Origin of the sequence: Tenacibaculum aiptasiae (genome assembly GCF_008806755.1) — a bacterium.
GTDB classification, from domain to species: domain Bacteria; phylum Bacteroidota; class Bacteroidia; order Flavobacteriales; family Flavobacteriaceae; genus Polaribacter; species Polaribacter aiptasiae.
In genome coordinates this window covers 40,015-61,309 of the sequence record NZ_WAAU01000035.1, presented here as the reverse complement: position 1 = coordinate 61,309, position 21,295 = coordinate 40,015, and the positions used below count along the sequence as shown (strand labels likewise).

At 30.4% G+C, this 21,295-nt stretch carries 22 protein-coding genes; 16 read left to right on the top strand and 6 right to left on the bottom strand.

What is annotated here, in order from left to right; translation table 11 throughout:
* The first annotated feature begins 192 nt into the window (after positions 1–192).
* On the top strand, positions 193–729 hold the full coding sequence (locus tag F7018_RS17190; protein ID WP_150901339.1) for a hypothetical protein: 537 nt from the start codon (positions 193–195) through the stop codon (positions 727–729).
* 194 nt (positions 730–923) lie between these two features.
* Here the strand turns inward: F7018_RS17190 and F7018_RS17185 are convergent, their stop codons facing one another.
* On the bottom strand, positions 924–2,306 hold the full coding sequence (locus F7018_RS17185) for a DUF4932 domain-containing protein (RefSeq protein WP_150901338.1): 1,383 nt from the start codon (positions 2,304–2,306) through the stop codon (positions 924–926).
* A 482-nt stretch (positions 2,307–2,788) separates the two neighbouring features.
* On the opposite strand from F7018_RS17185, the gene F7018_RS17180 reads away from it, so the two are divergent.
* From F7018_RS17180 to F7018_RS17140, 9 genes are all read left to right on the top strand, one after another.
* Positions 2,789–4,933, top strand: coding sequence for a BspA family leucine-rich repeat surface protein (locus F7018_RS17180; protein ID WP_150901337.1), 2,145 nt, complete (start codon positions 2,789–2,791; stop codon positions 4,931–4,933).
* A 236-nt stretch (positions 4,934–5,169) separates the two neighbouring features.
* The gene (locus tag F7018_RS17175) at positions 5,170–5,466 is read left to right on the top strand and encodes a hypothetical protein (protein ID WP_150901336.1); all 297 of its coding nucleotides are present in this window, start codon (positions 5,170–5,172) and stop codon (positions 5,464–5,466) included.
* A 139-nt stretch (positions 5,467–5,605) separates the two neighbouring features.
* Positions 5,606–6,055 carry a hypothetical protein gene (locus tag F7018_RS17170; protein WP_150901335.1) on the top strand — a complete coding sequence of 150 codons (450 nt, stop codon included), beginning with the start codon at positions 5,606–5,608 and terminating at the stop codon, positions 6,053–6,055.
* A gap of 233 nt (positions 6,056–6,288) precedes the next feature.
* Entirely contained in the window at positions 6,289–6,921 is a 633-nt protein-coding gene (locus F7018_RS17165; RefSeq protein ID WP_150901334.1) for a hypothetical protein, read from the top strand.
* 483 nt (positions 6,922–7,404) lie between these two features.
* Positions 7,405–7,962 carry an REP-associated tyrosine transposase gene (locus tag F7018_RS17160; RefSeq protein ID WP_150901342.1) on the top strand — a complete coding sequence of 186 codons (558 nt, stop codon included), beginning with the start codon at positions 7,405–7,407 and terminating at the stop codon, positions 7,960–7,962.
* Between the two features lie 72 nt (positions 7,963–8,034).
* Complete coding sequence (locus F7018_RS17155; RefSeq protein ID WP_150901333.1) at positions 8,035–8,481, top strand: DUF4265 domain-containing protein; 447 nt, start codon at positions 8,035–8,037, stop codon at positions 8,479–8,481.
* Positions 8,482–8,562: 81 nt separating this feature from the next.
* Positions 8,563–8,904: a cytochrome c oxidase assembly factor Coa1 family protein gene (locus F7018_RS17150; protein WP_150901332.1), complete on the top strand. Its 342-nt coding sequence runs from the start codon at positions 8,563–8,565 to the stop codon at positions 8,902–8,904.
* A gap of 474 nt (positions 8,905–9,378) precedes the next feature.
* Positions 9,379–9,708, top strand: a complete 330-nt coding sequence (locus F7018_RS17145; RefSeq protein ID WP_150901331.1) for a YegP family protein — start codon at positions 9,379–9,381, stop codon at positions 9,706–9,708.
* A 222-nt stretch (positions 9,709–9,930) separates the two neighbouring features.
* Positions 9,931–12,144 (top strand): TonB-dependent receptor, encoded by a 2,214-nt coding sequence (locus tag F7018_RS17140; RefSeq protein WP_150901330.1) that lies wholly within the window; start codon positions 9,931–9,933, stop codon positions 12,142–12,144.
* Positions 12,145–12,199: 55 nt separating this feature from the next.
* Here the strand turns inward: F7018_RS17140 and F7018_RS17135 are convergent, their stop codons facing one another.
* Positions 12,200–12,505, bottom strand: coding sequence for a hypothetical protein (locus F7018_RS17135; protein WP_150901329.1), 306 nt, complete (start codon positions 12,503–12,505; stop codon positions 12,200–12,202).
* A gap of 355 nt (positions 12,506–12,860) precedes the next feature.
* Between F7018_RS17135 and ruvB the strand changes: the two genes are divergently transcribed.
* From ruvB to F7018_RS17105, 6 genes are read left to right on the top strand one after another with little or no spacing between them, the layout of a single operon-like run.
* Entirely contained in the window at positions 12,861–13,883 is a 1,023-nt protein-coding gene (ruvB, locus tag F7018_RS17130; protein WP_150901328.1) for a Holliday junction branch migration DNA helicase RuvB, read from the top strand.
* Between the two features lie 15 nt (positions 13,884–13,898).
* Positions 13,899–15,200, top strand: coding sequence for a hypothetical protein (locus F7018_RS17125; RefSeq protein WP_150901327.1), 1,302 nt, complete (start codon positions 13,899–13,901; stop codon positions 15,198–15,200).
* The gene (locus F7018_RS17120) at positions 15,201–16,931 is read left to right on the top strand and encodes a SulP family inorganic anion transporter (RefSeq protein WP_150901326.1); all 1,731 of its coding nucleotides are present in this window, start codon (positions 15,201–15,203) and stop codon (positions 16,929–16,931) included.
* A 9-nt stretch (positions 16,932–16,940) separates the two neighbouring features.
* Positions 16,941–18,350 (top strand): MBL fold metallo-hydrolase, encoded by a 1,410-nt coding sequence (locus F7018_RS17115; protein WP_150901325.1) that lies wholly within the window; start codon positions 16,941–16,943, stop codon positions 18,348–18,350.
* A 6-nt stretch (positions 18,351–18,356) separates the two neighbouring features.
* Positions 18,357–18,734, top strand: a complete 378-nt coding sequence (locus tag F7018_RS17110) for a rhodanese-like domain-containing protein (protein ID WP_150901324.1) — start codon at positions 18,357–18,359, stop codon at positions 18,732–18,734.
* A 2-nt stretch (positions 18,735–18,736) separates the two neighbouring features.
* Positions 18,737–19,006, top strand: a complete 270-nt coding sequence (locus F7018_RS17105; protein ID WP_150901323.1) for a heavy-metal-associated domain-containing protein — start codon at positions 18,737–18,739, stop codon at positions 19,004–19,006.
* Between the two features lie 18 nt (positions 19,007–19,024).
* On the opposite strand, the gene F7018_RS17100 is transcribed toward F7018_RS17105, so the two are convergent.
* From F7018_RS17100 to F7018_RS17085, 4 genes are read right to left on the bottom strand one after another with little or no spacing between them, the layout of a single operon-like run.
* Positions 19,025–19,648, bottom strand: a complete 624-nt coding sequence (locus F7018_RS17100) for a hypothetical protein (protein ID WP_150901322.1) — start codon at positions 19,646–19,648, stop codon at positions 19,025–19,027.
* Positions 19,632–19,979 carry a hypothetical protein gene (locus tag F7018_RS17095; RefSeq protein WP_150901321.1) on the bottom strand — a complete coding sequence of 116 codons (348 nt, stop codon included), beginning with the start codon at positions 19,977–19,979 and terminating at the stop codon, positions 19,632–19,634. The genes F7018_RS17100 and F7018_RS17095 overlap by 17 nt, the downstream gene beginning before the upstream one ends.
* Positions 19,976–20,470, bottom strand: coding sequence for a hypothetical protein (locus tag F7018_RS17090; protein WP_150901320.1), 495 nt, complete (start codon positions 20,468–20,470; stop codon positions 19,976–19,978). The genes F7018_RS17095 and F7018_RS17090 overlap by 4 nt, the downstream gene beginning before the upstream one ends.
* A 5-nt stretch (positions 20,471–20,475) precedes the next feature.
* Positions 20,476–21,270, bottom strand: a complete 795-nt coding sequence (locus F7018_RS17085; protein ID WP_150901319.1) for a class I SAM-dependent methyltransferase — start codon at positions 21,268–21,270, stop codon at positions 20,476–20,478.
* Positions 21,271–21,295: the final 25 nt, after the last annotated feature.

Here is a 21,295-nt window from a genome sequence, read left to right as displayed (position 1 = left end):
AAAATAAGATTGAGGTTTTTTTTTACACTAAATCTAAATAAGGAGATAATTGATATGAATATCACTAAATGAAAATAGGTTGTTTTAGAGTTTTTTAGAAGCCATTAAAGTAAAGGAGTGTATATTTTATATATTGAAAGAGAAAGTGCCTTAAACATATATTTAAAAGTGTTTTTATTAAAAAAGAAAAGAGTGAATAAGTTAGTATTATTTTTAATGTTTGTATTAGTTTTCAATTGTTTTAGCCAAGAAAAACGAAGTGTTTATGTAGATAAAGAGGACGACTATGTTATTTTATTAGAAAAAAAGACAAAAATGTCAAAAATGGAGATTGATGGTGCAAATATTTCATTATTTGTTAATACAAAGAATGATGTTTTTAATTATACTTTATCAATTTCTAAAATTTATAAACATAATTTTGTAGAAGGTAATCTTTTAGATGATTCCTATGAAAAATTTTATGGCAAAAATTGTAATTGCACTATAACAGATAAAGAGATTGTATACTATAATAACATAGAAACTCTAAGATATAAAATTAAAACAAAAAAAGGAGATAGGTTATTTTTAGGTTATAGTGATAGCTTTGTAAGTGGATTAATCCTTTATAATGTTATATTTTTATCGTATGAAAAAGATTTTGATGATAATATACAAAGGCATACAAATTTGATGAATAGTTTTATATTTAATGGGAAGTCTACTATTGACAGATATAGCAAGTAAAAACAAGATGTAAGTTATATTCCCGATAGTTTATAACTATTGGCGTGAAAGAGTAGATAATTTATTATATATATAATAAAACTACCTTAATATAAATTAGGGTAGTTTTTTATTTTAGATGAAAAATTATAAGATGCTATGAGTTACAATGAGTTTAATTAAATAATAGTATTTGTTACTAGCAATGGTTAAACTTACTTCATTTCAGCAATTATTTCATTTACTTTTTCATCGTAACTCATATTAAGATACTCATTATAGTACCAAAATTCCAATTTTTCAACTATTTGTGGTAAAAGAATAAAAGAACGATTATCAATATTATCTTTTAAAATTTTATTAGCTTCAGTTTTGTCTCCCAATAGCTTTGCTATTATTACTTCATTAGCTCTTACAAAGTGCTCATATAAACTAAACTTCCATTGGCTGTAGCCTTGATCTGACATCTTAATCTTAATAGGTTCAAATAAATATTCTTTAGATTTTATTATTTCGTTACTTACTTTATCCACAGCTGGATTTACAAAAGAATGACCAAATTCATGAACACAAATATTTCTGATAGAAGAACTATTGTTAAATCCTAAATTAAGTTTTGAAGTATTATTTATTTCCTTTGGTTTTCCAAAACAGGCAAAAACGTTTCCTATTGTATTATTACTTCCCACTGCAAACGCTTGACCAAATAGCATGGTTAGACTTGGGTAAAGGATATAATTATCAACTTTTTTTTTAAAAAAACGTTCCATTTCTACTATGAAGTTTTCCTTTGGAATATTTTGTTTAACCTCTTTTTCCATTGTATTATAATACATCTTGTGTTTTTCTAAAAAAGTATCAAATGATATTTCAATATGGAATTTATTTAAAGCAGAAACAAATTTATTAGCGTCTTCTATATTGTCAAATTTGTTAATAAAAGCATTATCGTTATTTACTTTTGCATAAGGAAAAGGTTGTAAACTTAAAATGAAATTAGAGTAATGAAGATAAAAGTCTTTTTTGAAATAAGAGAGGATTACTCTGAGGTTTTCAGAGTTTGAAAACTTCTTGAATTCTTTAGCTATTTTGAAATTCATAGCATATAGGTCTTTTATACGAACTTCTACACCATCTATATTAAATGTTTGATTGTCGGGAATAGCTAATAAATCATTGTAACTATCTAAAAGATAACAGAGTGCTAATAATTCAAAATTTGGATTGTATTTAACAAGTACTTCTTTCTTTTGATATTTTGGGTAATATAACTTAAATCCACCACTAGCGTTTTTTCCTATAATTTGAATTTCAACATTTTCGTTAAGATTAATTTTAGTATGGTTTACTGGCGTTTGATTTAATATTTCATTGGAACCATTTTTTAAAAATAGTTCACCATTATCTGTCTTTAATTTAGAAGCTAGGTATAAAAGAGTATTGTTCTGTTTTGGAAATTTTAATTTTTCATTTCCATTATAGTGTTCAAATTCTGCACTCCATTCATCTTTAAAATGATTAGATAATAATTTTTTATATGAGTTGCATGAAATTATTATTATGATAATTAATGAAGTTATAAATGTATGTTTTTTCATAGTTTTATTTGTAGTTAGCTATCTATATTTTTATTTCTTATTTGTTACTAGCAATTGATGCACAATATAACTTTTTGTATGTTTTTTCATAGTTTTTTAATACAAAAATTTCCGATCAACTAAGCAATATACAAGAGAGTATATTATTTTATTATATACTACTAAAACTACCTTAACATTAATTAGGGTAGTTTTTTTATTTTAGACGAAAATTGTAATATGCTATGAGTTTCCGCAGCTCCAGCACGATTGTATCGTGTGGTAAATATATTATATGAATTACAAAACCTTAATTATTGTATAGCCAGTAAACTATTCTAGTGCAGCTTATATTCTCGATTTTTAGAATATAATTTCAAAATATAAATATGTTAGTTTAGAAGCTAGAATTAGTCATTAGGAAACAAAAAACAACCTAGCCAATTAGCTTTAACTTTCTTTGATCTCTAGTAAAATTCATTCAAATTAAACATAAGAAAGTTATGGTAAAAAAAATATTTTCTTTTTCTACTTATTCACATAATAAAAAGAAAAATAATTTTCAATTCCCTATAATAGGAATCATAAAAAAAACATTATTAATTAGTTTAATAATTTTAATAGCTTCTTGCGGAAATGATGATAATATTCAAAATGCTGTACCAGTAATAGAAGCACAATCATTCAACGCATCGGAAAGTATTATAGCTACTGAAGTAATCGGAACTGTAAAAGCATCAGATATTAATTCGGACGATAAGTTAACGTTTAGTATAACCACTAATGATGATAATTTATTTGAAATAACTACAGATGGTAAGTTAAGTTTGGCCTCTGGAAAAAATCTTGATTTCGAAACCACTACTTCACATAATATTATTGTAAAAGTAACAGATGGTAAAGATGAAGCATCTGCAAAAATCACAATTAATGTGATAGACTTTAATGAAAACACAGCTCCTGCGATTACAAACCAAAGTTTTGATATTTCTGAAAATAATACGAAGAATGCTGTTCTTGGACAAATTGCAGCAACAGACGCAGAAGGAGACGCTTTAACGTATAGTTTAACTAGTCAAAGTACTAATTTTAGTGTAAGTTCAACTGGTGAATTAAAAGCATTGGTAACGTTAGATTATGAAACTACTAAAAATTATACACTTGATGTATCTGTAAGCGATGGAACCCTTTCTAGCACAGCTACTATTACTATAAATGTAACTGATGTGGATGAAAATGATGCTTTTATTACTACTTGGAAAACGAACTCTTTAAACCAATTGGTAACTATAAAAACAAGAGCATCTGAAACTGGATTTACTTATGATTATACAATTGATTGGGGAGATGGAATGTCTGATCAAAATGTAACAGGTGATATTACGCATACATATGCTACTGCAGGTACATATAAAGTGGTTATTAAAGGTATATTTCCTGCAATAAATTTATCGGAAGTACCAAGTTATATAAGAGAAAGTTTACAGTCTATTGACCAATGGGGTTCAATTAAATGGAAGACGATGAAACAAGCTTTCAAAGGATGTACATATGTAAAGGAATTAGCTAGTGATGCTCCAGATTTGTCTAATGTAACAGATATGTCTGGGATGTTTCACTCAGCTAGTAACCTTAACCAAGATATAAGTAATTGGGATGTGAGTAATATTACCAATATGAATGCTTTATTTTCTCATGCTACTACTTTTAATCAAGATATAGGTAATTGGAATGTAGAAAATGTTATTACAATGTCTGCAATGTTTCAGTCAGCTTTTAACTTTAACCAAGATATAGGTAGTTGGAAAGTAGGGAAAGTACTTAATATGTTTTTAATGTTCGAGTCAGCTTTTAGTTTTAATCAAGATATTGGTGGTTGGAATGTAAGTAAGGTTACCAATATGCATTCTATGTTTAATAATGCTAAAGCTTTTAACCAAAACATAGGAGGTTGGAGTGTAGGTAACGTGTCTACTATGACTCAAATGTTTAAAAATGCTGAAAGTTTTAATCAAAACATTAATACTTGGAACGTAAGTAATGTTCTTTTAATGATTGAAATGTTTAGTGGAGCAAAAGCATTCAATCAAGATTTACATAAATGGGATGTAAGTAGGGTTTTTTCTATGAGAGGGATGTTTCATGGTGCCAGCTCTTTTAATGGAAAAATTAATACTTGGACTGTAACCAAAGTAAATTCTATGCTTAGAATGTTTACTGATGCAAAAAAGTTTAATCAAGATATTAGTGGTTGGGATGTTAGTAACGTAAAAGATATGGCATGGATGTTTCAAGGTGCATCTTCGTTTAATCAAAATATTAATAAATGGGAGGTAACAACAGTATCAAACATGGCAAATATGTTTGCAGGTGCTGTAGCATTTAATCAAGATTTAAGTAGCTGGAATGTTAGTAATGTAGAGAATATGTTTCGTATGTTTTTTGGGGCATCGGTATTCAATCAAAATATAGGAGGTTGGAACGTAAGTAAAGTAACAGACATGCGTACTATGTTTTATAATGCAACTGTTTTCAATCAGGATTTAACAGGATGGGATGTTACCAAAGTAACAGGATGTCTTAGTTTTGATGTTGGTTCAGCACTTATCACCAATAACCGTCCAAATTTTACAAATTGTTCGCCATAATAATTGTTATATATACTTCCGAACAATAGTATAGTTGAATAAGACTAAGTAATAATATACTATTATACTAAAACTACCTTAATATAAATTAGGGTAGTTTTTTTATTTTAGACAAAAAATTGTAAAATGTTATGAGTTTCACAGAGTTTTATTAAGTAAAAACTAATTGTGTTTACCACTAGTCAGAGACTAGCGGTAGCGTGAGATAAGTACTTATCAATAAATTTAGATAAGAAATGAAAAGATTAGAGATTTTAGGAATAGTAGTTTTACTTGGTTTATACTTTTATTGGAATCACAGGTATGTTCAATTTTTTCCTGTTGAGTTTAATAGTAAAGAATATGTAACAGTAGAAAATTCACCAACTATAGATTTTTACAATAATTTAAAAATTGTTTTAAGTTATTATGAGGTAGAATTTAAGGAAGAAAAGAATACTGTTTGGGTAAAGTATTCTACTTTTAAAGATAAGGAAGTGTGCTACAATTATACTAAAAAAGCAAAAGATTCTATTTGGCTTTCTTCAAGATAATATCCCTCGTTCTTGGAGGATTGTTTATATTAGATAATGTAGTTGTATTTAAGTATTATAAAATAAAATTCCACACGATATAATTTTGGGGTAGCAGTGATACCCGCTAATAAAATACAAATTAAGAAAATAATCAATTATGAAAATCTATAAACTTTTTTTACTCTTATTTTTTTTAATTTCTTGTAAAAATAAAGTTGATGATACGATATTTTTAGAAATAAAAAGCCCTCAAAACTGTATACATCAGATTTATGTTATAAATAAGACTAATGTTAAGATAGATGTAGGAATAGATTTAAGTGTAAATGATACAATTTATAAAAAAGAAACGTTAAAAATTATAGAAACAATTAGGTTTAATATTAATAAAAAAGATGGAGATTCTATTAACTCTTTAGCACAGAAAATTAAGAATTCTAATTTAACTAAGGGTAGTTATTCGTGGGATGCCTTTAAATATAGTTTAAAAATTAATGGTGTATTAATAAAAGAGATCTATAATCATGACAATAATTTATATGAAATAATTGGAATTATCAATGAAAATCTAGATTCAGAATTAGATTACTTTTGTCATAAATATTAGCCCTGCTCCCGCACAATTGCATCGTGTGGTAAAAGGAAATAAGAATTTATATAATAAACTATTTTAAGAAAGTAAAACTACCTTAATATAAATTAGGGTAGTTTTTTTAATTTAGACGAAAATTGTAAAATGCTATGAGTTTCTCAGAGTTTAATTAAATAAAAATTAAATGTGTTTATCACTAGTCAGAGACTAGTGGTAGCGAGAAGAACAAAAACCTGAACAATAAAATAATGACAAACACAGAAATAAAAAGAATATATAAGAATCACTTAAAAGATGTTCTTCCTAGTGGTTTTATATTAAAGGGAGGGATACTTTATAATAAAGATATAAATGAATTATTAGTAGGGTTTTGTTTTGAGAAATCAGGTTTTCACAAAGATGGAGTTTATGTGTGGTCTTTTGTAATGCCTCTGTATGTTGAAAAAGAGGATTTAAGTTTGACTTTTGGAAAAAGGATGGAGATTAAAAAAAATGGAGGAGTGTGGCGCTTGAAAAATAATTCTGATATAGATAAAACAATTTCGGAATTAAAGTCTTTGATGAAAAAAGAATTAAAAGCCTTTTTGTCAAAAATAAAAACTTCAGAAGATTTTTATGATTATTTTAAAAATAAGAAAGTAAAAAATATAAGAATCAAAGAAGCTTTAGTTTATTCAGCAATTCATTCCGATAATAAAAAAGGAAAGAAGCTTATATCAGAATTTATTAAAGAACTTCAAAAAGAAGATTTGGAAATAGGTTGGATTAAAAGTATTTTAGAAGCTATGGTGTATTTAGAGAAAGAATATGAAAATAAGAATGATTTAAATGTTTTTTTTAACAAAAATATAGAACAAACAAAACTTAATTTGAAATTATAAAGGCTTAAATTATTTGGTTCTTGCTCGCTCATGAATCCTTTCTAGTGGCGTGAAAGAATAGATAATTTATTATATATATATTAAAACTACCTTAATATAAATTAGGGTAGTTTTTTTATTTTAGACAAAAAATTGTAAAATGTTATGAGTTTCACAGAGTTTTATTAACACCCGATAGCGCGGATATAGGTACACAAACGTGATAGCGCGGAAATGTTTTCCGTGCCGAGTATGAGTAAGTAAATAGAAATTAAATTTCAAAAATAAATAAAACCCACCACATATGATAGAGCAGATTTGCAATCTGTGTTAATAAAGTAAGTAAGAGTATTAAAAAGTTATGGTTTTTAATAGCAATGGAGCTAAAAATATTTTCGTACTAACTACTGGCTTGTAGTATTATATAAAACGGTTTAATAATATATAAAGACGTTTTTAATTTTATAATGCTTTTTGGTAGATTTAAGAAGAAATATAATGAGTATGTCAACAAAATACAAAGCTTTAGATAATCAGTGCTATTTTATTACAATTACAGTTGTAGGATGGGTAGATGTGTTTACAAGGCTTTCTCAGAAATATGTTATTACAGATGCTTTAAAATATTGCATGAAGAATAAAGGATTAGAGCTATATGGATATTGTTTAATGCATAGCCATATACATTTGCTATGTAGAGCAACAGAAGTTAAGGTTTTATCTGATATTATTCGAGACTTTAAAAAATACACCTCAAAAAAGATTATAACAACAATAAAAGAAGAAGCAGAGAGTAGAAGAGAATGGATGTTGTCTTATTTTAAAGAAGCTTGTAGTCATTTAAAACGTAAACAAGATTACAAAGTTTGGCAAGATGGGTATCATGCCGAGCTTGTTTATTCAAATAGTTTTATAAAACAAAAATTAAATTATATTCATAATAATCCAGTAACTGATAAAATTGTAACGAGTCCAGAAGAATATATTTTTAGTTCAGCCAGAAATTATGCAGATTTAGAAAGTGTAATTGATGTAATAGTTCTAAGAGAGGTGTTACTTTAGTTATAATTAGTATACTATTTTAAAGTTTTTCACGGATTACAAATCCGCGAGATCGGATTAATAAATAAAAATATGAAGAAAATACTTTTTGAATATGAAATATTGGATGAGTTTGGAGTAGAAAGTATTTGGACTACAAGCTTAGGGAATGATGTTTATAGAATAGAAAATATTCCTTTTTATGCTAAAGAATATGCTTACAAAGACCTAGTAAAGGTGAAAAAAATAAATGATAGTCTTTATGTTGATGTCTTATACGAAGAATCAGGAAATAGTGTTATAAGAATATTATTTAATGAGGAAGATTTAGATTTGAAACAAGAAGTAACATCTGAATTAGAAAGATTAGGTTGCGGCTGGGAAGGAAGTAATATAGATAGATTGATATCAATTAATGTTCCTAAAAATATAGATTATTCTGAAGTTGAAGATTTTTTAATTAAAGGAGAATTATTAGAAACTTTTGAATATGAAGAAGCTTGTATTTCAGAAAAGCATCAAGAGGATAATAATGAATAAAGTATATAAGGTTGGTATTACTCCGTTCTCGCACGATTGCACCGTGTGGTAAAAGGAAAATAAAAAAAGAACTAGATTAAAATGAATAAAAAAATAGTAAAAAAACTTATACTTATTATTACTATTATCATTAGTTTGATGATTATAGTTACAGTCGGCAGTGCTATCAAAATAAAAAATTCAGAAGCATATCCTTTTGCTAAGGAGTACATAATTAATGATAAAGAAGTACATGAAAAAACAGGAGACATATTAGCATTTGGTAGCTTTCCTTCTGGTTTAATAAGAGAGGATTATAGAAAGATTAAAGCACAAATAGAAATTGATGTAGAAGGTACAAAGTGGAGCGGAAAAATTATAGTTATAATGGAAAGAAGTAAAGATTCTATTAAATGGAAATATAAAAAAGTACATTATTTATAAAAATAAAATATAGTATAATTATTGTTTCTTTCTATTAATACTGCTCCCGCCAGTTTACAACTAGTGGTATGCAAGAGTAAGTGATTCGTTAATAGATTTTACTAAAAAAACGAATAAAGCTTTTTTTAAAAAATATCATTTAAACAAAATATTAATAATAACTATCATAGGAATTGGTTTCCAATTGTATTTTAAAAGAAGTATCTATCAAGTTATCATGGGAATGATTTCTATTTTAGCTTTTTCAACATTTATTTGCTTTTTGTATTCACAGTTTATGAAACTTAATCAAAAAGATATTTCATTTAAAAATAATTGGTGGAAGTTTTATCTAGCATTAACCATTATACCTATGTTAAACTATTTTCTTAATGGTTAAAAAGAGAGTATAGTTAATTTTAAAACAGTTTTTTCAACAATACGCATGAGAATACACATATTTGTGTATTTTTATTGGTACAAAAATTACATAACATGGGAAAATTCGAAATTAAAACAGATAAATCTGGGCAATTCAGATTTAACTTAAAAGCGGGAAATGGACAAGTAATTCTTTCAAGTGAAGCTTATACTACTAAAGCAGCTTGTAATAACGGAATTGACTCTGTAAAAACGAATTCGCAAAATGATGCTAGATTCGATAGACTAGAAGCAAAAAACGGAAGTCCATACTTTAACTTAAAGGCAGCTAACGGTCAAGTAATTGGAAATAGCGAAATGTATTCAAGTAAAGATGCAATGGAAAACGGAATAGCTTCTGTAAAAAAGAATGCACCAGACGCAACAGTAGAAGATAATTCTTAAATAGAATATATACGTACAATAAGAAAAGATGAACCTAGGTTCATCTTTTTTGTTTTATAAAAGTACCAACGGTTAAACCCAAAAGGAATCGTTAATAACACGTTAAAGTTTCATTAAAAGAAAGAAGCAACACGAATAAAATTTACTTTTGCAACAGAGTTGCTTTAATGCGACTCGGTTGCAAAACAAATTCAAATATTTAAGTAAACACTAGCCGTGAGAATGAAACAACTAATCACAATTTGTTGTGCTTTGCTGGCACAGCAAATTTTTGCACAAACGCTAAAAGGAAAGATCGTTTCACAAGAAAACATTCCAATAACAGAAGCACATATATTAAACCTTAGCGAAAACGAGAAGCATCATACGCATAGTAATGAGCGAGGAGTATTTATATTGCATCATGTAACAGTTGGAGATACCTTAGAAATAAGTCATATAAACTACAAAAGAAAAAAAATAGTAGTCAATGATTTAAAGCCTATCACAATTACTTTAGAAGAGAATTTTGTTTCTCTTGAAGAAGTAACCATAGGTAAAAAGCTAAATGCATTGAATGTACTTACTGCGGTCGATATACAAACCAATCCGGTAAATTCATCGCAAGAAATATTACAAAAGGTACCAGGACTGTTTATAGGACAGCATGCAGGAGGAGGAAAAGCAGAGCAAATCTTTTTAAGAGGATTTGATATTGATCACGGTACTGATATTACCATTACTGCCGATGGAATGCCAGTAAACATGGTGTCGCATGCACACGGACAAGGATATGCCGATTTGCACTTTGTAATTCCAGAAACAGTAGATAAAATAGACTTTGGAAAAGGAGCTTATTATGCAGATAAAGGAAACTTTAATACAGCGGGATATGTAAACTTTAAAACAAAAAACCGATTAGCTTCAAATATCATAAAGTTAGAAGTAGGACAATACAATTCGCAACGATTGTTAGGAATGTTTAGTTTGTTAAACAACAACAAGGAAAGTGCCTACATCGCTTCAGAATATATATTAACAGATGGGTATTTCGACAGCCCACAAAACTTTCACAGGTTAAATGTTTTTGGAAAGTATACCAACAATGTAACCGATACAGATAAGGTAGGATTCACAGTGTCGCACTTTACAAGTAAATGGGATGCATCTGGACAAGTTCCTCAAAGAGCTATTAATAGTGGATTAATTACACGTTTCGGAGCCATAGACGATACCGAAGGAGGAACAACAAGTCGTACCAATCTTTTAGTAACCTATGATAAGGTAATCTCAGAAACATCATCAATTAAAAACAAGTTATTTTACAATAAGTATAATTTTGAACTGTTTTCAAACTTTACCTTTTTCTTAGACGATCCAGTAAACGGAGATCAAATCAAGCAAAAAGAAACACGTAATATCTTTGGTTTTACAAGTGATTATACCCAAGACTTTAATAATATAGATGGTAATTTTACAGCAGGAATTAGCTTGCGAAACGATAGAAGTTTTAACAACGAATTATCGCATACCGCTAACAGAAGTCAAACATTGAATCAAATTCAGTTAGGAGACATTAACGAAACTAATATGGGAGTTTACGCAGGAGCAAACTTTAACTTCGGTAAGTTTACAATTAATCCAGCTTTGCGTTTAGACTATTTCAACTTCGAATACAACGATGCTTTACAAACCAACTACAAAACGCAGTCGGAAACACAAAGTATACTAAGTCCAAAACTTAATATCTTTTATAACTATAATTCAGATTTACAGTTATACTTAAAAACAGGAAAAGGATTCCATTCAAACGATACACGAGTAGTGGTAGCACAAAAAGGAAATACTATTTTACCAGCTTCTTACGGTTTCGATGCAGGATTTATTTGGAAACCAACACCTAAGTTGTTAATCAACATGGCTTATTGGTATTTATTCTTAGAGCAAGAATTTGTTTATGTTGGAGATGCAGGAATAGTAGAGCCTAGTGGAAAAACACAACGACAAGGAGTAGATCTAAGTTTAAGATACGAACCAGTAAACCAGTTGTACTTCAATTTAGATGCAAACTATTCGCATGCAAGAGCAACAGAAGAAGCAAGCGGACAAGATTACATACCGTTAGCACCAGACTTTACATTAACTAGTGGACTAACCTATAAAAGCAAGTCAGGAATATATGGGGGAGTACAACTAAAACATATAAATGACAGACCGGCTAATGAAGATAATTCAATAGTAGCAGAAGGATATACGGTAACCGATTTGAATGTAGGATACCAGTTTAAAAATGTAACCTTAGGATTACAGGTACAAAACTTATTTGATGTTGCTTGGAATGAAGCACAGTTTGCAACAGAATCACGTTTGCAAAATGAGGCGAACCCAGTAGAGGAAATTCACTTTACACCAGGAACACCGTTTTTCTTAAGAGGATCGATAACCGTGAATTTTTAAAAAGAACAATAAAAAAACAAAGCAAAAAGATGAACTTAGGTTCATCTTTTTTGTTTTAGATACCTCTGCCACTGCAAAATGCTTCAATCTCAAAACCGTCTAATGATTGAATGATTATGTTTTTGATATTCTTGACGATAGTCATATCATTAGCTTGTATATCTACCATCCAAGATTTTTCTGACTTTTGAGTAAAATCTAGTTTCCAATCATCTTCATATAATTCATTTAATTTTGTAATTAACTTAGATCTGAAAAACTCATCCCAGTCATAAATTCTGTTTTTGGTTTCATTGTCAAATACATGATTGTTAAAGAAATATTCTACATTAAAGTCGCTTATTGATGTTCTAATCTTCATAGTTATAAAATTATATAAACAAAAATAAGTATAAGTTAAATGCACTCGTTTTTAGGGAAATGAAGTAAGACTTTGAAATCTAAATCAAAAGCTTATGTTGTTTTCAAAACAAGAAAGCGGAGACACTTTTGTTTTTTATTAGAAAAAGATACACTCCTAACGATAAAACAAAACTTTTTTAACCTTCCCAAAAGAATAAATTCAATAGCCTAAGCAACTTAGAAAAAAGCATAGGTTTCAGAGGCTTTTTAGGGCTAAAACATTAAGTACTAATATGTATCTTAGCAGCCATAAAGTGATCAAAGTAACTTTTATTACAAACCTAAAATAATATTTCAAGTATATTTGTGCGTGTATGAATGAAAATCTAAATCCTGAAAATACAAACTTTTCAAATGAAGAATTAGACGTAGAAAAGAAGTTACGTCCGTTGTCATTTGACGATTTTACAGGTCAAGATCAAGCGATTGAGAATTTAAAAATATTTGTAGAGGCAGCCAATCAAAGAGACGAGGCATTAGACCATGCATTGTTCCATGGACCTCCAGGTTTAGGAAAAACAACCCTAGCCAATATTTTAGCAAATGAGTTGGGAGTAGGCATCAAAATAACTTCAGGTCCAGTATTAGATAAGCCAGGAGACTTAGCAGGATTGTTAACCAACTTGGACGAGCGTGATGTATTATTTATAGATGAGATTCACCGATTAAGCCCAATAGTTGAGGAGTACTTATACTCGGCAATGGAAGATTATAAAATAGATATTATGATCGAATCAGGGCCTAATGCACGTACGGTACAAATAAACTTAGAGCCTTTTACATTAGTAGGAGCCACAACGCGTTCGGGATTACTTACTGCTCCAATGAGAGCACGTTTCGGAATCAGCAGTCGCTTACATTATTATTCAACAGAATTACTAACTACCATTATACAGCGTAGTGCGCATATATTAAAAGTACCAATTTCAATGGAAGCAGCTATAGAAATAGCGGGCAGAAGTAGAGGTACACCACGTATAGCCAATGCATTGTTGCGAAGAGTACGAGACTTTGCACAAATAAAAGGCGATGGAACCATAACCATTGAAATAGCAGTATATGCATTAAAAGCATTGAATGTAGATGCCCATGGATTGGACGAAATGGATAATAAAATATTAACAACTATTATCGATAAGTTCAAGGGAGGACCAGTAGGAATTACCACATTGGCAACAGCAGTAGCAGAAAATGCAGAAACCATAGAAGAGGTGTATGAACCATTTTTAATTCAGCAAGGATTTATAATGCGAACACCTCGAGGAAGAGAAGTAACCGATTTAGCCTATAAACATTTAGGCAGAATAAAAGGATCAAGTCAAGGGGAATTGTTTTAAAAAGAAAAGGTACGTATGGGAGAAAATAAGGGAAATAGTAATAATACGTGGTTGCAACGTTTAAAAGACGAAAGTTGGGAGGCAGAACTATTGGTATCGGCCATCGCAATATTTGGTACATTTAAATTGTTCGATATCATATCGTGGGTTACCAATTTCTTTATAGATACCTTACATCCCAGTCAGTACTTTGTAGCATATTTTATAGTCACTTTTGGATTGTTAGCAGTAAGTATACTAGCGGCAATGTTTGTAATCCATTTTGTATTACGAGCTTATTGGATAGGATTGGTCGGATTAAACTCCGTGTTTCCCGATTATAGTATAGAAGACAGTGCCTATTCTAAGATATATACAGAAAAGATACTATCTATATTACCAAAGTTAAAAGACTCCATAAAAAAGGTAGACGAACTGTGTAGTGTAATTTTTTCAGTAGCCTTTACATTTCTACTAATCTATGCTTACTCAGCAATTTTTTCGAGTTTGTATTTGTTGTTGTTCAATTTGTTAGTGCCATATGTAGATGCATTTATATTATTAATTCCAGCAGGAATCATCATCATAGGAGCCATTACGCAAACCATTCTAACATTTTTCTCCAACCTTAAAATGAATAAGGAAAAAGAAGGCTTACAAATTCTAAACTTTAAACTCGTAAAGTTTGTATCCATGATTATGTTTGGACCTTTGTATAAAAACATACTTCAGGTTTCCATGATATTTGGATCTAACTTTAAGAAGAAAAAGAGTATAGTGTATTTAATATTGGTTTTCGCTGTAGCAGGAATATTCATGTTTGCAGTGCAGCTAAAAGATACAAATACGCTTCATTTAATTTCAAAAAATAAAAGATACGATAGTACTAGAACTTATGCTGATTTTTACAAATCGGACAATGAGAAAAACGATTTCTTACTAACACCAGAAATAGAATCGCGCAAGGTAACTTCCAATACATTAGAGCTGTTTATACCCGTGTATGAGTACGAACTAAAAATACGAAAGGAAAATTGTGGAGATTATCAGGAAGACGATAAGAAATCAGACATAGAACAAAAAGAAGCAAGAATACAGCATTTATTAGATTGTTATAAATCATACAACATCGTTTCATTAGATGGAAAGAAACTAGACGTAGAATTTCTACGTTATAATAATCACCCAAGAACCAATCAGTTTGGTTTGGTATGCTATTTAGATTTAAATGAGATATCTAAAGGAATACATAAAATAAAGGTTGAAAAGAAAAGTTATGATAAGAATTATTTAGAATGGACCATTCCGTTTTATTATAATTTTAATGAAAAGAGATAAATGAAGTTATTAAAAAAGCTCATACCAATACTAGAGTGGTTACCCAACTATAGGAAGTCGCAATTAAGAGGCGATGTAGTAGCGGGTATTACGGTGGCTATAGTATTAATTCCGCAAGGAATAGCCTATGCATTAATTGCGGGCTTACCACCTATATACGGATTATACGCAGCTTTGGTACCACAGTTAATGTATGCAGTTTTCGGATCGTCGCGCCAAGTGGCAATAGGACCAGTGGCAATGGACTCGTTAATAGTAGCCACAGGAGTTTCTACTTTAGCCTTAATCGGTTCCGAAAGTTATATAGCCATTGCCATATTACTAGCATTGCTGGTAGGAGGAATACAGTTTTTAATGGGGATTTTCCGTTTAGGGTTTATTGTAAACTTTTTATCAAGACCAGTAATTATCGGGTTTACCTCAGCAGTAGCATTGATAATCGGACTAAATCAGTTTAGAAACTTATTAGGCGTAGAGTTTTTACAAAGCGATCAAATTCACATTTTATTAGAAGATATTATTGCTAGATTCATGTATTTCAATACACCAACAACCATAATTGGTATTATAGCGTGTATCATTATCATGATTTTTAGAAAAATTAATAAAAAAATACCCAATGCCTTAATCGTAGTGGTCTTAGGAATTGTAGCTGTTCGATATTTCGGGAATCACTTTTCAGAAGTAGCCATTGTAAAAGACATTCCTTCAGGATTACCAAAGTTTGTAATGCCCGTAATAGATATTGCTTTAATTAGAGAACTAATGCCTATTGCTGGAACCTTAGTAATGGTAGGATATTTAGAAACAATTTCTATAGGAAAAACCTTAGAAGTAAAGCAAGACGAATATAGAGTACGACCAAATCAGGAATTGGTAGCTTTAGGGTTGAGTAATATTGTAGGATCGTTGTTTCAATCCTATCCATCAACATCAAGTTTTTCGCGTTCGGCAATCAATGAAGAAGCGGGAGGAACAACAGGAGTATCGGCAATAGTATCGGCTATCATTGTAGTGCTTACTTTATTGTTTTTAACACCGGTGTTTTATCACTTACCAAAAACAATCTTAGCTGCTATCATTATTGTAGCGGTATTTAACTTAATTAATGTAAAAGAAGCCAAAAGGTTATGGAAAGCCAACAATTTAGATTTCTGGCTGTTGGTAGCTACGTTCTTTTCAACATTAATCTTTGGTATAGAATATGGTATTGTAATGGGAGTAGGATTGTCATTGATAGTCTTAATATTTAGAACATCAAGACCCTATGTTACTGAATTAGGGAAAGTACCGAACTCAGATTTTTACCGAAACAAAAACAGATTTAACGAAGTAGAAATAGACAAAGAAGTATTGGTATTCCGTTTCGATGCCCAATTGTTTTATGCCAACGCTAGTTACTTTAGAGATACCTTGGAGGAAATGACTGAAGAAAAGGGAGAAGCTTTAAAGTTAATCGTGTTAGATGCAGAAAGCATTAACCGCGTAGATAGTACAGGAATAGAAATGCTTAAAGAACGAATTAAGTATTATAATAAAAGAGGAGTAGAGTTTTATTTAGCAGGAGTTAAAGGACCTGTTAGAGATGCATTCTTTAGAGGAGGTTTATTAGACATTATTAGTATAAACCATCTTTTTATGAGAGTAAATGGAGCTGTAAACTTCTTTAAAACAGGAGATAATCAAAATCAAAAGAAATACGCTCAGTATATCCACCAAGCGTATGAATAATTTAATATTATGAAGATAGAGCAAATTTATACAGGTTGTTTAGCACAAGGAGCATACTACATTGAAAGCAATGGAGAGGCTGCTATTATTGATCCCTTAAGAGAGGTACAACCTTATATAAACAGAGCTGAAAAAGATGAAGCGAAGATTAAGTACATTTTTGAAACTCATTTTCATGCCGATTTCGTGAGTGGTCACGTAACCTTGGCAGAGAAAACAGGAGCTTCCATTGTATTTGGACCTACGGCAAACCCAAAGTTCAACACGCATATTGCAACAGACAACGAGGAGTTTACCATAGGAAATGTAACTATAAAAGCATTGCACACTCCAGGACATACCATGGAGAGTACTACTTATTTATTAATAGATGAGGAAGGAAAAGAGCATGCAATATTTAGTGGAGATACCTTATTCTTAGGAGATGTAGGACGTCCAGACTTAGCACAAAAAGCAGCAAGCTTAACGCAAGAAGAGTTAGCGGGAATGTTGTACGATAGCTTACGAACTAAAGTAATGACTTTAGGAGATGATGTAATAGTATACCCAGGACACGGAGCAGGATCGGCATGTGGAAAGAACCTAAGTAAAGAAACAGTAGGATCGATAGGAGAGCAAAAGAAAACCAACTATGCTTTACGTGAAAACATGACACGTGAAGAGTTTATTGCTGAGGTAACAGATGGATTGTTACCACCGCCAGCATACTTCCCATTGAATGTAAAAATGAACAAGGAAGGGTACCAATCGATAGATGAGGTAATTAAAAGTGGAGCCAAAGCATTATCGGTAGATGAGTTTGAAAAAGCAGCTAACGATACAGAGGCAATTGTATTAGATGTGCGTCACCAATTCGATTTTGTCAAAGGATTCATTCCACAATCAATATTTATAGGATTAGGAGGAACCTTTGCACCATGGGTAGGAGCTTTAATAAAAGACGTAGCACAACCAATTTTATTAGTAACACCAAAAGGTGAGGAAGAAACAACCATTACACGTTTATCGAGAGTAGGATTTGATAATGTAGTAGGATATTTAGATGGAAGTTTTGAGGCTTGGGCAGCATCTGGTAAAGAAGTAGATACAATGCGTTCGGTATCGGCAATAGCATTAGAAGAAGCAATGAAAAACGATGCGAAAGTATTTGATGCACGTAAACCAGGAGAGTATGCCAATGAGCATATCGTAGACGTACCAAGTACACCGTTAGATTTCTTAAACGATCATATAGCGGAGTTCCCAACAAAAGAAGATTTTTATATCCACTGTGCTGGAGGATACCGTTCGGTAATCGCGGCATCAATCTTAAAAGCGAGAGGATATCATAATGTAATAGATGTAGCAGGAGGATACAAGGCAATTAAAGAAACTAATATTGAGAGAACAGCCCAAGTTTGTCCTTCAACATTAAAATAATTTAAGATGAAAAAGTACGTTTTAATACTAGTAAGTATACTAGCCATTGCAATGTCGTGTAAATCGAAAAACGAAGGCGTAAAAGATATTACGGTAGAAGATTTACAAGTGGTTTTAAAAAACGAAGCCGACATTCAGTTGTTAGATGTACGTACACCACCAGAATGGGCACATGGTATTATTAAAAATGCGACAGAAATAAATGTAACATCAGATGGTTTTAAAGAGGAAGCTTTAAAAAAGTTAGACAAAACAAAACCAGTATATATTTATTGCCGATCGGGTGGAAGAAGTAAAATAGCTTCGGAAATGTTATCGAAAGAAGGCTTTGAAACTTATAATATTTTAGGAGGCTATTTAGAATGGCAAGAGAAAAATAAGTAATCATGAAACAAGAAGTATATATAGAAAACCTAAAATGCGGTGGTTGTGCAAACACCATTGTAAATGGAGTAAGTAGTATTAAAGGAGTAGACAACGTTGCTGTAAGCGTAGAAGACTCATTAGTTACCTTTGTAAGTAACGAGGCTACATTAGGATTGGTAAAAGAAAAATTATCAAAACTAGGTTATCCAGAAGTAGGAGCAGACAATACGGTACTGCACAAAGCAAAATCCTTTGTAAGCTGTGCTGTAGGAAGAGTACAAAAATCATAAACAAAAATCCCGAGTTCATTACTCGGGATTTTTTTGTTTCACTTTATATAAGCCTATAACTAGGCCAATGGTTCCAATTAGCATACAACCTAATGTCCAAAATATGATTTCATATGCATTTACAAATAATCGATAACAAAATGTAAACAAGAACATGATTAAACCGGTTATTTGCCATGATACTTCTTTTTCCAAAAGAGGACTATTACTTATCGACACAGGTTTATTAAATAAAACCTTTATGGTATCCCAATCCCAAAAAATCAAAAACAAATTCGCAAATAACATTAACCCAGTAATTACAGGAGTAAAAGCAAAGTAGTAGGATATTGTGATAATGAAAATGTTTAAAATAATTGGCAAGTTAACCAAAGCACCAAGCTTGGCATACTTTTGAGTCATTAATAAAAAGCCAGCAACAAGTTGCCCGATTCCAATAAATTTCCAATACAATCCAGATTCGTATAAAGTTTCAAAAAAGTGCCAAGCAGAGTTTATTGGTTGGTCTAAACCACTCTTACTTGTAAATCTAAGTCCTTTAATTTTTATAAGACTAGCAAAAACAAAAGCGCTTCCTAGTAGATACCTTGTATAAATTACCAATAACTGAAGCCAAGTTTTATTTTTATACTTCTCTATCATATTGACTTAACTTTTTAGTATCTGTAACCCAAGTCCATTCAGATTTACCGAAATTACCAGAATCTTCAATAACTTTTAAATGTGTGCTATTAATAATTTCTACTGTAATTTTTCCTTCTAATTCATCTTTTCCTATTGGAATATCTGACCAAACCAACTCAATAAAGTTATCGGTAATAGTACCATGAGCTGTATGACACCAATCGTCTCCCATATTTGTTTGACTTGATTTTTTATTCATACCTAGCCAGAATACTTTGTTGTTTTGAGTTTTAATCCAAAAAGGGTTTCCTTGTGAAGACAACCAAAAACCTGATTTTATTTGTGTCATTTCTTATTAATTAATTTAAAAGTGGTTCTTATAAATTTTACATACCAATTCCATTGAGTATGTACTTTAGTTTGAGTGAAATTATTTTCAATTTTATCTAAACAATCTTTTAATAATGCGTTATGTAAAGAACGTATAGCCAATAGCCAAATTAAGGTTCCAATACCTTTTGTGTTCATTTCTATTGTATGCATAACTTGGGTTTGGTTATTTTGAACTTCCTTGATTTCGAATCTGTGAGTTCCTATAAACCCCAAAGGTTTTGCAAACCGAAATTGAATTAATTTTTCAGGACTATACTTTTCTACTTTATAACGAATAGGACCATGACCACCGGAAGCTCCTAATTTAATACCACCTTTAAAAGTCATTCGAGGCCATTTTTCAGTTGGCCAAACCTTATCGTTAGTACTTGAAAGTGTATAAAATAAATCTGTTATGTTATCTAAAGAAGCATTGTAGGTTCTATGATGAATGTTTACTACCTTCATTGCAATTATTGTTTTTTAGCAATTACGTATAAATAGTCTCCTAATTTATTCTCATACGAATGCATTATTTCCTTTATTTTTCCTGAAGTAATATCTTCCTTTAATTTAGATAGTCCTAAAATAACTTCTTCTTTATTTGCTAAAGAGGAAAAAGAAGAAATACCATGTCTTATCTGTTTGTCAAAATATAGCTCAGGTTTATGTTTACCACAGTATAGAAATTTATCTTTAAGAGTATTTTCAATATAATAATCTTCAGTGTTAATAGAAGTAAAACCAGCATTAGTTATTGCACTTTTTATACTTTTTAAAGTTGGCATTTGTGCTATAGAATCTGCTAACATTGTTGGGAAATAATAATTTAACCAATAGCCTTTCATTTGTTTAGGAGTAGAGGTAAAAATAACAATTTTCCCTTTCTTTCTTAAAACAGAGTACAGCTCTTGAAAGGCTAAATTTAAATTATTCCAATGATGAATAGTTAGTGACCCTATGATTCCATCGACATAGTTTTTAGGTAAATTTGTTTTTTCAGCTGTACCTACTTTCCAAATAATATTTTCATTTTTCTTTTTGGCTTCTTTGAGCATAATTTCGGAAGGATCTATTCCTATAAAATGAAACCCTCTTTTTTGCATCTCATGGGTATAATTACCAGTTCCACAGCCAATATCAAGATAAACTCCTGAATTTATAGGCTTTAAAAGACGAATTATATTTTCTGTAAGTGTAATATCTGCTTTTCTTGTGATATTATAACCTTTACCTATTTTGTTGTATTTTGTATAATCTGTAGGCATCTATAATCTTAAGTATTTTTACTAT